This is a genomic window from Amycolatopsis sp. CA-126428 (assembly GCF_002904335.1).
GTDB lineage: Bacteria > Actinomycetota > Actinomycetes > Mycobacteriales > Pseudonocardiaceae > Amycolatopsis.
The window spans coordinates 19,222-31,936 of sequence record NZ_PPHF01000002.1 but is presented as its reverse complement, the minus strand read 5'-3'; the positions used below and the strand labels follow the sequence as shown (position 1 = coordinate 31,936).

11 protein-coding genes are annotated in these 12,715 nt (G+C 72.1%); 7 read left to right on the top strand and 4 right to left on the bottom strand.

Going from position 1 to position 12,715, the window contains the following annotated elements; translation table 11 throughout:
- Positions 1-42: 42 nt before the first annotated feature.
- Positions 43-1,050 (top strand): hypothetical protein, encoded by a 1,008-nt coding sequence (locus tag C2L58_RS00745; protein WP_103334936.1) that lies wholly within the window; start codon positions 43-45, stop codon positions 1,048-1,050.
- Here C2L58_RS00745 and C2L58_RS00740 read toward each other — a convergent pair whose 3' ends face one another.
- From C2L58_RS00740 to C2L58_RS00725, 4 genes are all read right to left on the bottom strand, one after another.
- Entirely contained in the window at positions 1,051-1,416 is a 366-nt protein-coding gene (locus C2L58_RS00740) for an STAS domain-containing protein (protein WP_233225493.1), read from the bottom strand.
- 281 nt (positions 1,417-1,697) lie between these two features.
- Positions 1,698-2,666, bottom strand: a complete 969-nt coding sequence (locus C2L58_RS00735; RefSeq protein ID WP_103334934.1) for a hypothetical protein — start codon at positions 2,664-2,666, stop codon at positions 1,698-1,700.
- Positions 2,667-2,767: 101 nt separating this feature from the next.
- The gene (locus tag C2L58_RS00730; RefSeq protein ID WP_103334932.1) at positions 2,768-3,790 is read right to left on the bottom strand and encodes a GDSL-type esterase/lipase family protein; all 1,023 of its coding nucleotides are present in this window, start codon (positions 3,788-3,790) and stop codon (positions 2,768-2,770) included.
- Entirely contained in the window at positions 3,787-6,519 is a 2,733-nt protein-coding gene (locus C2L58_RS00725) for an exo-rhamnogalacturonan lyase family protein (RefSeq protein ID WP_103334931.1), read from the bottom strand. The genes C2L58_RS00730 and C2L58_RS00725 overlap by 4 nt, the downstream gene beginning before the upstream one ends.
- A gap of 285 nt (positions 6,520-6,804) precedes the next feature.
- On the opposite strand from C2L58_RS00725, the gene C2L58_RS00720 reads away from it, so the two are divergent.
- The 6 genes from C2L58_RS00720 to C2L58_RS00695 are packed head-to-tail and all read left to right on the top strand — an operon-like array spanning position 6,805 to position 12,588.
- Positions 6,805-8,091, top strand: coding sequence for an ABC transporter substrate-binding protein (locus tag C2L58_RS00720; RefSeq protein ID WP_103334929.1), 1,287 nt, complete (start codon positions 6,805-6,807; stop codon positions 8,089-8,091).
- A gap of 13 nt (positions 8,092-8,104) precedes the next feature.
- Complete coding sequence (locus C2L58_RS00715; RefSeq protein ID WP_103334927.1) at positions 8,105-9,046, top strand: carbohydrate ABC transporter permease; 942 nt, start codon at positions 8,105-8,107, stop codon at positions 9,044-9,046.
- A complete protein-coding gene (locus C2L58_RS00710) occupies positions 9,043-9,873 on the top strand; it encodes a carbohydrate ABC transporter permease (protein WP_103334926.1) in 831 nt (276 codons plus the stop codon). Before C2L58_RS00715 ends, C2L58_RS00710 begins: the two co-directional genes overlap by 4 nt.
- Entirely contained in the window at positions 9,870-10,427 is a 558-nt protein-coding gene (locus C2L58_RS00705; protein WP_103334924.1) for a hypothetical protein, read from the top strand. Before C2L58_RS00710 ends, C2L58_RS00705 begins: the two co-directional genes overlap by 4 nt.
- Positions 10,424-11,482 (top strand): LacI family DNA-binding transcriptional regulator, encoded by a 1,059-nt coding sequence (locus C2L58_RS00700; protein ID WP_103334923.1) that lies wholly within the window; start codon positions 10,424-10,426, stop codon positions 11,480-11,482. Before C2L58_RS00705 ends, C2L58_RS00700 begins: the two co-directional genes overlap by 4 nt.
- On the top strand, positions 11,479-12,588 hold the full coding sequence (locus C2L58_RS00695; protein WP_103334921.1) for a glycoside hydrolase family 53 protein: 1,110 nt from the start codon (positions 11,479-11,481) through the stop codon (positions 12,586-12,588). Before C2L58_RS00700 ends, C2L58_RS00695 begins: the two co-directional genes overlap by 4 nt.
- Positions 12,589-12,715 lie beyond the last annotated feature (127 nt).

Below are 12,715 nucleotides of genomic sequence, written 5' to 3'. Positions count from 1 at the left end.
CGGCGTACATTCGAGTGTACGGCGTACATTCCGGGAGGGCGGATGCAGCTCAGGGGGATCAACTACGACACCGGCTTCGGCGGTGCGGTCGGCGACCGGCCGCGCCGGGACTTCGAGCCCGCCGTCGTGCGGCGGGAACTCGAAATCATCGCGACGGACCTGCACTGCGACGCGGTCCGGATCAGCGGCGACGACCCGGACCGGCTCGCGGTGGCCGCGCACGCCGCGATCGACGCCGGGCTGCGCGTGTGGTTTTCGCCGTTCCCGATGGACCGCACGCCGCCGCAGCTGACGCCCTACTTCGCCGAATGTGCCCGGCGAGCGGAGGAGATCCGGGCGCGGGACCCGGAAACGGTGCTCGTGCTCGGCTGCGAAATGTCGCTGTTCTGCGCCGGGTTCATGCCCGGCGCCTTCCTGCTGGAGCGCTTGCGCAACACGACGGATCCCGCCGCCTGGGCCGGGTTCTCCCACGAGTGGGACTTCGCCGCGGTGCTCCGGGAGCTCGCCGGGGTCGCGCGGCGGCACTTCGGCGGCCGGCTCACCTACGCGGCCGGCGAGTGGGAGGAGATCGACTGGGCGGACTTCGATTTCGCCGCCGTCAACCTCTACCGCTCGGCCACCAACGCCGACGACTTCGCCCAGCACATCCGGGCCCACCGGAGCCACGGAAAGCCGCTGGTCGTCACGGAATTCGGCTGTTGCACCCACCGGGGCGCGGCCGACGCGGGCGGGCTGGGGTGGACGATCGTCGACTTCGAGGCCGACCCGCGGGCGCTGAACGGCGACTACGTCCGCGACGAGGCCGGTCAGGCGGCGTACTTCACCGAACTGATGGACGTCTTCGAGGCCGAGGGCGTGCACGGCGCGTTCTGGTTCACCTTCGCCGGCTACGAGTACCCGTCCGGTCCGGAGCCCCGGCACGACCTCGACCTGGCGAGCTACGGCGTCGTCAGGGTGCTCGACGGATCGGACGGCCCGGCGTACCCGGGTCTGACGTGGGAGCCGAAGGAGGTCTTCCACGCTGTCGCGGCCCGGTTCGGCCGGCCTTGATCAGCCGAGCGCGTCGTCCCGGTTGGCGGCGACCGCCAGCGCCTCGTGCAGGCCGGTCAGCCGGAGGGTGCGGTTGACCACCCCGCCTTCGGGGGCGACGACCCGGACCCGGGTGCCGGGACCGGCCTCGCGCCGGGCCTCGAGCAGTGCCGTGATGCCGATGGACGCGAGGAAGGAGACGTCGGACAGGTCGATGACCAGCAGTTCCGGCGCGTCGGCGAGGGCGGTGGTGACGCTGTCGCCGAGCACGGGGGCGCTGAGCAGGTCGATCTCGCCCGCCACCGCCAGCACGACCGCGCCGCCCGAGTGGTGGGCCGTCACGCGCAGGAGGTCCTGGGGCCGGACGCGGTTGCCCTCAGCGGTCACGATCGCCCCTGGGCTGCATGCGGAAATCCCTTCTTCGCCGAGCGGCCGGTCCGCTCCGGATCGGTGGTACCCCGGGTTCGCAATGACGAAACATCGGGCAACGACCCGAACGGAGTCACGTTCGCGGGAGCGGCGGTGCCGCCGGGCCTCATCGGGCCGCGCGTCGAACGCGGTCACGGTGATCGGGGAGGCGTCTCGCGTGATCGGAGGGGCATCACGCGTGATCGGGGAGTCATCTCGCGTGATTGGAGGGGCGACACGGCGGGGGCCGGGTCCGGAGGTCAGATCAGCGGCTCCGCCCGGTACCGCTCGATCCGGTCCACCAGCGCACCCACCGCCGCGTCGCCGCGATGTGCGCGCAGGAGCCGCTCCAACGGCGCCAGCCGGTCCTTCGGCCGGACCGAGCCCACGTGCCCGGCCAGCGTGACCGCCTCCTCGCCGATCCGGGTGGCCTCGTCGAGATCGCCCCGGAGCGCGTGGTTCTGGGCCAGCATGATCAACGTCAGCGACCGGCTCCGGGCCATGTCCGGGCCGTAGCGGTCCGCCGCTCCGGTCAGCTGGGTGATCGCTTCGCCGCTGTGGCGGGCCGCCACCACGGTGGCCAGCTCCGTCAGGACCGTGCCGCGCATCGCCGCCATGTCCGTCTCGCGGAAGAACGCCTCCCAGGGCCTCGGCTCCGCCCACGAACCCGCCGCCGCGAACGCCGCCTCGGCCTCCGCCAGCCGGGTCAGGGCCGTGTGCTCGTCGCCGCCCATCGCGAACGCCCACGCCTCGTTGGCCGCCAGGATCGCCTGGGCCCGGCCGGAATCCGAGCGCCGCGCGGCCGCCCGGCCCCGGGCGAACTGGCCCAGCGCACCGGGGACGTCGTGGTGGTGCAGGTGCACGCGGCCGAGCCGGTAGCGGATGTTCGCCACCAGGCTGTCGTTGCCCGCCTCGGCCGCGATCTCCAGCGCGCGTTCGAAGCGGCGCCGTGCCGGTTCCCCGCGTCCGATGTCGAACTCGGTCCAGCCCAGCAGGTTGTGCACGTCGGCCAGCACTGTGGACAGCCTGGCCCGCAACGGATCCGGGACCGTGCCCCAGTGCAGCAGCAGGCTCGCCGTCTTCACCACCCGGACGGCGTCGCGGCAGAACCCGCCGCCCTGCCGGTAATCCAGCGCCCGCAGGACACCGACGGCCGCTTCCAGCTCGCCGACGTCGGTGGTCTCGATGTGGATCGGAAGGGATTCGCCATCGCCTGTCGTCGTCACCATGACCTCACCTCGCGCAGTACGCACGCATGGTCGGGGTTGCCGGCGCCAGGGAGATACCCACGACGAGCCCGGCGGAAACGGCCGTCACCCGTCGAGGGACGTCAAGGACGCAGGAACCGCGCGAGCGGCAACCGGGCCTCGGCCATCGCCCGCGCGACGAGCGTGGCGAACTGCTCGGCGCCGTACCGGCTGAGGTGGGTCGCGTCGTCGACGCCGTCGTGCGCAAGTGTCAGGTACAGCGGCCAGGACGCGGCTTCGCCCAGGCTTTCCAGCAGCGCCTGGCTGCGGGCGGTGAGGTCGAGCAGCGGGAACTTCTGCTGCCGGGCGACGTCCCGCAGCACCGCGGGCAGGTCCACGCCGAGGTTGTTGACGACGAGTCCGAGCGGCGTGAGCTTGCCGTCCGCGCCGAACCGGTGCCGCACCGGGGGTGTGACCATGACCGGCAGCCCGCCCTGGTCCCGGACGCCGGTGATCAGGGTGGCGAGGTTGGCGCGGTAGACGTCTTCGGTCGTCTGCTTGTCGTTGTGCGCCAGCTGGATCAGGACCGTGTCCCCGCGCCGGATCATCAGCCGCACCCGGGCGAAGTAGAGCGGGTCCGCGAGGTAGCTGACCGTGCTCGCGCCGGATTGGGCGTAGTTCCGCACGCTCGGCCCGGCGCGGAAGAACTCCGGCAGCGCCTGGGCCCAGCCGTTCTTCGGCAGGTACGCCCAGTCCGACGCGGTGGAGTCGCTGATGACGAAGACCCGCGGTGCCTTCGGTTCCGGTGTCACGGCGATCCGGACCGGCTGCGGCGCCGGGCCGGTGAGGTGCACCTGCAGGCCCGGCGTGCCCGGGCCGTCCTGACCGCTCGGCATGCCCTCGGGCGTGCGCACCTCGACCGTCACCGAACGCTCGACGTGCTGTCCGGCCCGGGTGGACACCGGGGCGAGCGCGATCCGCCGGGCCTCGACGTCCAGCCCGGTCGACCCGGCGTCCCGGCCGCCCAGCACCACGTCGATCCGGTAGTCGCCCGCCGGGACGTCGAACGAGCACGAGCCGGTGCACACGGTCCACCGTGGAGCCGCGTCCGCGACGGCCGGGAGAGCGCCGAGCGCGAGGGCGGCCACCAGGACGAGGATCTTCACGGCGCTTCCTCCGGGGCGATGGCGAGCAGGGCGATGGTGGCGAGGTTCCGCTGGGCGAAGTCGTTGGTGGCGAACGTGGCGAAGTCGCCGGCGGGGTTCGTCGTGGTCCGGGTCGGGATCTCCGTCACCGGAGCGGTGACGGCGGAACCGGTGACGCGTTCCGCGGGCGGCCACGGCTTTCCGGCCGGGTCGCTGGTGAACTGGTCCCAGCCGCGCTTGCGCAGGCTCGCGTCGCCGAGCTGCTCGCCCGCCCAGGCCGTCACGCGGGAGTAGATCGTCTTGAACAGCCCGGGGTTGAAGTCGCGGCCGTACCGGGCGATCTTCTCGGCCGGCGGCGCCTGCGCGTACCGGGCGAAGTCCAGGTAGGTCCGGCGGAACTCCGGGACGTCGACCAGGTCGAGGGCTTCCCAGAGGATCTGCTCGCCGAGGAAGGCCATCGAGAGGTTGTAGCCGCCGTCGAAGTCGCCTTTCTCCAGGTTCACCAGGTGGCCGGTCGCCGGGTCGAAGCCGACCGCGCCGCCCGCCTCGCCGGTGAACAGCCCGGCGGGGAACGTGGCGATGTCCTTCATGCCGGTGACGATCCGGTCGCGCCAGCGGACGTCGCCGGTGCGTTCCCACTCCGTCAGCCAGTTGCTGACGAGCGCGTACCAATCCGGTCCGATGCGGACGCGGGCCGGCGCTTTCGTCTGCGGGGGCAGGACTTCGCGTAGCGGGTCCACCGTGCGCAGCGTCTCGTCCACCTGCAGCGACGACCGGATCAGCTCGCCCAGCAGCTCGTCGGCGGTGAGGTAGTAGGAGAACCGCTTCGTGAACGACTCGCCGACCCGCGCCTCCTTGGCGCCGTCGCCCCAGTGCACGACGGCGTGGCGCGACCCGAGCCCGGCGAACCGGCCGCTGTGGTGGGTGTCCACTTCGGACACGTGCTGGGTCATCGCGTGCGCCAGCCGGAACGTCCGGGGATCGCCCGAGCGCAGGAAGGCGTACCAGAGCAGGGCGTCCGTGCCGAGCTCGGCGTTGTCCCAGGCGTACCCGCCGACGTCGTAGCGCCATTCGTGGCGGTCCGCGTCGTAGGTGTGCATGACGTCGCCGTAGTGCCAGAACCCGTACCACTCGCGCTCGTCGACCTGGTCGGCGTAGAAGCCGATCTCCCGCGCGATCCCGTCTTCGAGGGCCGCGCGGGCGGGTGTGCTGCGGTCGGGCAGGCTCCAGCGGCCGAACACCCCGGCCGCGTGGTAGGTGGCGGGGTCCGTGACGAGCTGCGGCGGCGCGGTCAACGTCGCCGAGAACGCGGCGACCGTGTCCCGGGGCGGGGTGGCCGCCAGGGCCCACAGCCGCAGTTCGGTCGAGCGCACCATGCCCTGCGGCGTCGCGAAGCCTTCTTGGACGTCTTCGTAGGACAGGTCGAGCCCGTGGGCGACGGTGTCGTAGGTGCGCAGGTCCATCGCCGGGGCCAGCGGGGAATACGACCAGAGCGTCACCGACGCCGTGTCCGTCGCCGCACCGCGGACGTCCAGGGAGCGCGGGGCGCGCTGCCAGAAGTCACGCAGCCCGAAGCCCAGCCCGCCGGCGGGACCGCCGACGTAGCCGAAGCCGGACGCGCGGTCGCCGTGACCCGCGTGCTTGAGCCAGCTGCCCGCCGCGCTCGTGCGCTTCCACACCGCGAAGTGGCGGGCGGACTCCTGGAACAGCGTGAAGTCGTTCCACAGCGCGAGGTTCTGGTAGCCGTCGCGCACCTGCTGGCCCCACTGCGCGACCGGCGGGGTGGCGGTGCCGTCGGTCTGGGCCTTCCGGACGGCCGCGCCGGGGTCGCGGCGCAGGCCGGTGAGCACCCGGACGGGCTCGCCCCAGACACCGCCCGCGGCCGTGCCGAAGCGGACGTGCCGGTTGTGCGGCTCGTCGGTCAGCGGAACGGCGAACCGCAGGCCGAGCCCGCGGACGAAGTCGTGGTTTTCGTCGGCGTCCCAGCGGAAACTGTGCACCACGCGCAGGGACTCGTCGCCCGCGCCGAGGTAGACGCGCAGGGTCCAGGGCAGGATCGCGCGGGTGCCGCGGCCGCGGTCGCGCCGGTACCGGCCGGTCAGCTTGACCACCGCGCGCACCGGGCCCGCCTGCTCGACCTCGGCGCGTTCGACGATGCCCGTCCAGTCCTCGCGGCGGGGTACCCGGGTGTCGCCGTCGTCGTCCGGCTGGTCCTGCAGCCGCAGCACCAGCTCGCCGTCGCGGGCCACGACCCGGCCGCCCCGGGACAGCGACGGCAGCGCGACGGCGCCGGTCGTGGCGAGCTTCAGCTCGACCGTTCCGTTGGCCACGACGATTTCGCGCGGCGAGCGGCGGACGGTGACCGGAACCGGTGGCGGCGCGGGTGCGCCGGGCGCCAGCGCGAAGGTGTCCGCGGTGGCGGCCGACGGCACGGCGTGCCCGGTCCACTTGACCGAGCCGTCCGGCCAGTACGCCAGCGGCCACGACTGCAGCGGGACTTCGCTGCCGTCCCCGGCGTGCAGGGCCAGCGGGACGTTCCGGGACAGCGTTCCCCGCGGCCACGGGACGCCGAAGGCGCAGCCCACCGGGGCGGCGGGGCGGCCGTCCAGCCAGTGCAGGCGCACTTCGCCGCCGCCGGACGCCGGGGCGGTGGCCGCCGCGGCGGCCGCCGGTGGGGTGACGGCGGTGGCGGCCAGTGCCGACACGCCGCCGAGGAAGACTCTGCGGGAAAGGGGGAACTGCGGGGACATCGTCGGCCTCCGGATCAGCTCGTCGCTGCCGCGATGAACCGATTCAAGCCAGACCGTTCCCGGGTTGTCAACCCGGTCGACCCGATCAGTCCAGTCCACGAGTAAGCGCTTTCTCGATGATCGGAGGAACGCCTGCGGCCGTTCGATCGATTCGAAAGTTTCGGCGCTTTCGGGGCGATCATTGCTGGTTGACGCCGCCCGCGCGCGGACTTACCGTGCTTGAACCGATTCAAGACCGAATTCCGGTGAGCTCGCCCGGGTGGTGGTCGCCAGAAGGGAAATTCGATGAACGGACGGTTCGGGGTGCGCGCCGGCTGGGCGGCGGTCGTGGCGGTCACGCTGGCGGGACTGGTCACCGGCTGCGGTGGCGGTGGCGACGCGTCGGGACCCACGACGATCCGCTTCGTCTGGTGGGGCAACGAAGACCGCGCCAAGGTCACGAAGGCCGCGGTGGACCTGTTCATGAAGGACAATCCGGGCATCACGGTCCAGACGGAGTACGCCGCGTACGACGCCTACTTCCAGAAGCTTTCGACCCAGGTCGCCGGCGGCGCGTCGCCGGACCTGATCCAGCTGGACCGCGCGACGCTCGGCGAGTACCAGCACCGGCACGTGCTCGAAGACCTGAGCCCGTACGTGGGCAAGGCGGTCGACGTCACCGGGATCGCGCCCGCGCTGCTGGCCGGCGGGAAGATCGACGGGAAGCAGTACGCCGTGCCCGGCGGCCAGACCACGCAGATGCTCGCCTACGACGCGGGCGTCTTCACGAAGGCGGGCGTCGAACCGCCGTCCGGGCCCGGCGGGACCTGGACCTGGGCGCAGTTCGGCAACGGCCTGCGCAAGGTGGCCGGGACCGGGGTGGCCGGGACGACCGACTTCGGCTGGGCGATCGACTGGTTCGAGGTCTGGCTGCACCAGCACGGCAAGCAGCTTTACACCGACGACGGCAAGCTCGGCTTCACCGCCGCCGAGCTGACGCAGTTCTGGACGCTGACCGGCGGCCTGCGCGCGGCCAAGGCCGTCACCGCGCCCGAGGTCACCACGAAGATGGACGGCTCGATGCCGAACTCGGGCCTGGTCACCAAGCGCGCCGGGTCGGAGATCAACTACGACTCCAGCCTCAGCGCCTACCTCTCGAGCTACGGCCCGGGGATCAAGGCCGCGCCGCTGCCCACCGACGGCACTTCGTCCGGCATGGCCGCGATGCCGCCGGTCACCTTCGCCGTCGCGCAACGCTCGGCGCACAAGGAGGCCGCCGCGAAGCTGCTGAGCTTCCTGGTCGACAACCCCGAAGCGGGAAAGCTGCTGGGCGTGGCGCGCGGGCTGCCACCCAACACGGCGATTCGCGAGCAGGTCTGCGGCGCGGCCCAGGCCGCCACGAAGGCGGTGTGCGACTACGAAAAGTCGGTCGCCGACCGGATCGGCCCGGCCACCGGCCTGTGGCCCACCGGGTCCGCGGCGGTGAAACGCGACTTCCAGCGCGTCTACGACGACGTGATCTTCGGCCGCACGAATGTCGCCGACGGGGCCGCGCGCGTGGTGCAGACCGCGCAGCAGTCACTCGGGTCCTGAGGGAGAACGCACGATGACGCAAGCTGTGCTGGACCGGCCGGTGGCGCCGGACCGGGCCGCGCCCCGCCGTCGCCGCGCCGGCCAGGGCACCGGCTACCTGTTCCTGTCGCCGTGGCTGCTCGGCGTTGTGGTGCTGACCATCGGCCCGATGATCGCGTCGCTGTACCTGTCGTTCACCGACTACGACCTGTTCGACGCGCCCCGCTGGGTCGGCCTGGACAACTACACCACGATGTTCACCCGCGACGAGCGGTTCTGGCACGCCGCCGGCGTCACCGCCCGGTACGTCGGGCTCTCGGTGCCGCTCAAGCTGGGGCTGGCGCTGGCCGTCGCGATGCTGCTGAACCGCGCCCGCCGCGGCGCCGGGCTGTACCGCTCGGCGTTCTACGCGCCGTCGCTGCTCGGTGCGAGCGTGAGCCTCGCCCTGGTGTGGCGCGCGATGTTCTCCACCGGCGGCACGGCGGACCGGGCGCTCGCCGCGTTCGGCCTCGGCACGGGCGGGTGGGTCGACCAGCCGCAGTTCGCGCTGCTGGCCGTGATCGCGCTGGCCGTCTGGCAGTTCGGCGCGCCGATGGTCATCTTCCTGGCCGGGCTCAAGCAGATCCCGAAGGAGCTGTACGAGGCGGCGGAACTCGACGGCGCCGGCGCGCTCCGCCGGTTCCGGTCGGTGACGCTGCCGATGCTGTCCCCGGTGCTGCTGTTCAACCTGGTGCTGGAGACGATCCACGCGTTCCAGTCGTTCACCGGCGCGTTCGTCGTCAGCAGCGGCCGCGGCGGGCCCAGCGACTCGACCCTGCTCTACACCCTCTACCTCTACCAGCGCGGCTTCACGGACTTCCGGATGGGCTTCGCGTCGGCGATGGCCTGGATGCTGCTGGTGGTGATCGGCGTGCTCACCGCGCTGCTGTTCCGCGGCTCGCGTCGGTGGGTGTTCTACGCGGGTGAGGGGCGATGACCCGCCGGTCGTGGGGGTGGCACCTGCTGATGCTGCTCATCCTGGTGGTGCTGCTGTACCCGGTCGGCTGGCTCGTCTCGGCGTCGTTCAAGCCCGCGGAGGAAGTGCTGGCCGGGCTTTCGCTGCTGCCGTCGCACGCCACCGGGGACAACTACACGCAGGTGTTCGCCGGTGTGGCCGGGTACAGCGTCTGGCACTACTTCGCCAACTCGCTGGTGATCTCCGCCGGCGCGGTGATCGGCAACGTCGTGTCCTGCTCGCTGGCCGCCTACGCGTTCGCCCGGCTGCACTTCCGGGGCCGCGGGCCGATGTTCGGCTTCATGCTTTCGACCATCATGCTGCCGCAGCACGTCGTGCTCATCCCGCAGTACGTGATCTTCCAGAAACTCGGCCTGGTCAACACGTTCTGGCCGCTGGTCCTGCCGAAGTTCCTGGCCACCGACGCGTTCTTCGTCTTCCTGATGGTCCAGTTCATCCGCGCCCTGCCCGGCGAGCTGGACGAGGCCGCGACGATCGACGGCTGCGGGCCGGTGCGGACGTTCCGGTACGTGATCGCGCCGCTGCTACGCCCGGCGCTGATCACCACCGCCATCTTCACCTTCATCTGGACCTGGAACGACTTCTTCTCGCAGCTGATCTACCTCAACGACCCCGGCCGCTTCACCCTGCCGCTGGCGCTGCAGATCTTCGTCGACCAGACGAGCCAGTCGGCGTTCGGCCCGATGTTCGCCATGTCGGTGCTCGCCCTGCTGCCGATCGGGCTGTTCTTCTTCGCCTTCCAGAGATACCTCGTCGAAGGCGTGGCGACGTCGGGGCTGAAGGGATGAAGACGCAGTACCGCTCGCTGACGCTGCTCGCCGAGGTCCTGTTCGTCGGCCTCCTGGTCTGTGCGGCCTCAGTGCTCGTCGTGCCGTCCTTGGCCGCGGCGGCCGCCGGTTCGGTCCTGGTCACCGAGGTCGCCGCGGACGCCCGGACCCCGAGCGTGCGCCGGTTCGCCCGGCTGTTCCGCACGGCGCTGGCCCACCCGGTGGCCGTGCTGGCCCCGGTGGGTCTGCTGGTCATCGGAGCCGTCGACGTCGTCGCGGTGCTGGGCGGACTGCCCGGCGGCCGGGTGTTCGGGGCCGTGCTGGGCCTGGTGCTCGCCGCGCTCCTCGCGGCCGGCCTGCGGGGCGCGGCGGCCTGGCGGCCGGACCGGCGCTGGCCGGCGGTGCTGGCGATGGCCGGCCGGGAAACGGTCCTGGACTGGCGGGGCAGCCTCGGGCTGGTCACCGCGATCGTCGTCGTGGCGGTCGTCGTGGGGCAGGCGCCGGCCTTCGCGGTTGTCGCTCCGGGCCTGCTCGTGCTGGCCGCGGTGGCGGTGGGCTCCCGGGACCGCCGGTGAAGCCGCCGATCGGGATCCGGGACGTCGCCGTCCGGGCCGAGGTGTCGGTCGGGACGGTGTCCAACGTGCTGAACCGCCCCGACGTGGTCGCCGCCGCCACCCGCGCGCGGGTCCTCGCCGCCATCGACGCCCTCGGGTACGTCCGCAACGAACCGGCGCGCCAGTTGCGTTCGGGCACCGCCCGCACGATCGGCCTGGTGGTGCTCGACGTGGGCAACCCGTTCTTCACCGACGTCGCCCGCGGTGTCGAAGAGGCGGCGAGCGAGGCCGGGCACGCGGTGATCCTGTGCAACAGCGGCGAATCCGTGGCCAAGGAACGCGGGCACGTGGAACTGCTGGCTTCCCAGCGGGTGCACGGGGTGCTGATCACGCCGGTCGAGTCCGGGCCGGCACCGGTGCGGTGGCTGCGGGAGCGGGGCATTTCGGTGGTCCTGCTCGACCACCCGACGGCGGCGGAGGACCTGTGCTCGGTCGCGGTCGACGACCGCCACGGCGGCGAGCTCGCGGTCACCCACCTGCTGGCCGAGGGGTGCGAGCGCATCGTGATGGTCACCGGCCCGGCGGGCATCCACCAGGCCGCCGAACGCCACCGCGGTGCCCGCGACGCGATCCGGCTGGCGGGCCGGCCGCCGGACGTCCTCGAGGTGCTGCCCGCGCCGGCCCTCAACGTGGCGTGCGGCCTGCGGGCCGGCGAGCAGCTGCTGGCCAGGACGGTGCTGCCGGACGCCGTCTTCTGCGCGAACGACCTGCTGGCGCTGGGCCTGCTCCAGGCCGCGGTGCGGGCGGGCGTGCGGGTGCCGGAGGACCTGGCGATCGTCGGCTACGACGACATCGACTTCGCGGCGGCGGCCGCGGTGCCGCTGACGTCGGTCCGCCAGCCGCGGCACGCCATCGGCCGCGCGGCCGCGGACCTGGTCATCGCCGAATCGCTGGCGCCGTCCGAACACGAGCACCGGCACGTGGTGTTCACGCCGGAGCTGGTGGTCCGCGAATCGAGCCGCCGCCCCCGGCCGCGCCGGACGACTTCGAGAACTCGATCAAAGGAGATCGGATGATCCTGTCCCGTACCGGCCGCCTCGCGACGGCGGCCCTGACCCTGGCGACCCTCGCCCTGCCCGTCCCGGCGGCTTCGGCCGCGAACTCCCTCGGCATGCTGGGCGCGGACGTCTCGACCGCCCAGCGGGCGCTCGACCTCGGCGCGAAGTACACCGACGCCGCCGGGGTGGCTCGCGATCCCCTCGACATCCTCAAGGGCGCGGGCGTCAACTACGTGCGCCTGCGCGTGTGGAACAACCCGCGCAGCGGCTACAACAACAAGGCGAAGGTGCTGCAGTACGCCCGCGCGGTGAAAGCCAAGGGGCTCAAGCTCCTGGTCGACTTCCACTACTCCGACACGTGGGCCGATCCCGATACGCAGACCAAGCCGGCGGCCTGGGCCGCGCACCCCATCGGCCGGCTGCAGACCGATGTGTACGACCACACCTACGACGTCTGTTCCGGGCTCAAGGCCCAGGGCACGACTCCGGACAGCGTGCAGATCGGCAACGAGATCAACGTCGGCATGCTGTGGAACGACGGGAAAGTCGTCAACAACGACTTCACCAACCTCGGCCTGCTCCTCAAGGCCGGGTACAACGCCACCAAGGCCTGCAACAGCGGTACTCAGGTGATCATCCACACCGCGGACGCCGACAGCGACGCGCACGCCCGCTGGTTCTACGACGGCATCCGGGCTCAGGGCGTCCCGTGGGACATCACCGGCCTGTCCTACTACTGCTACTGGCACGGCACGATGGCGAACATGGCCGGCGTGGTGTCCGACGTGCGGTCCCGGTACGGCAAGCCGGTCGTCCTCGCCGAAACGGCGTACCCGTACACGACGGCCAACGACGACAGCACACCCAACGCCGTCTCGGCCGCACAGCCGTGCGCGGGGTACCCGGCCACCCCGGCCGGGCAGGCCGCGAACTTCACCGCGGTCCAGGACACCGCCCGCGGCGCCGGGGCGATCGGCGTCTTCTACTGGGAACCCACCTGGTACGCGGTGAACGGCAACGGCTGGGACCCGGCCGACATCTCCGGGTCCGGCGACGGCTGGGAGAACCAAGCCGTCTTCGACCGCTCCGGCCGGTTCAACGGCCAGGTGCGCTGGCGGGCCTGACCGACCATCGTGAAAACGCTTTCTCGAACTTCGGGCCCGGCAGCTTAACGTTCAGCGGTTTGGCCGGTTTCTGTCTCGCCGCCGGTGTTCCGCCCGGGGGTCCCGTGTTACCGTGGGAGCGCTCCCA

Coding starts and splice junctions, on each gene's coding strand:
- C2L58_RS00705 (WP_103334924.1), top strand. CDS start 9,870: ATGAAGACGCAGTACCGCTCGCTGACGCTGCTCGCCGAGGTCCTGTTC.
- C2L58_RS00725 (WP_103334931.1), bottom strand. CDS start 6,519: ATGTCCCCGCAGTTCCCCCTTTCCCGCAGAGTCTTCCTCGGCGGCGTG.
- C2L58_RS00710 (WP_103334926.1), top strand. CDS start 9,043: ATGACCCGCCGGTCGTGGGGGTGGCACCTGCTGATGCTGCTCATCCTG.
- C2L58_RS00695 (WP_103334921.1), top strand. CDS start 11,479: ATGATCCTGTCCCGTACCGGCCGCCTCGCGACGGCGGCCCTGACCCTG.
- C2L58_RS00735 (WP_103334934.1), bottom strand. CDS start 2,666: ATGGTGACGACGACAGGCGATGGCGAATCCCTTCCGATCCACATCGAG.
- C2L58_RS00715 (WP_103334927.1), top strand. CDS start 8,105: ATGACGCAAGCTGTGCTGGACCGGCCGGTGGCGCCGGACCGGGCCGCG.
- C2L58_RS00745 (WP_103334936.1), top strand. CDS start 43: ATGCAGCTCAGGGGGATCAACTACGACACCGGCTTCGGCGGTGCGGTC.
- C2L58_RS00720 (WP_103334929.1), top strand. CDS start 6,805: ATGAACGGACGGTTCGGGGTGCGCGCCGGCTGGGCGGCGGTCGTGGCG.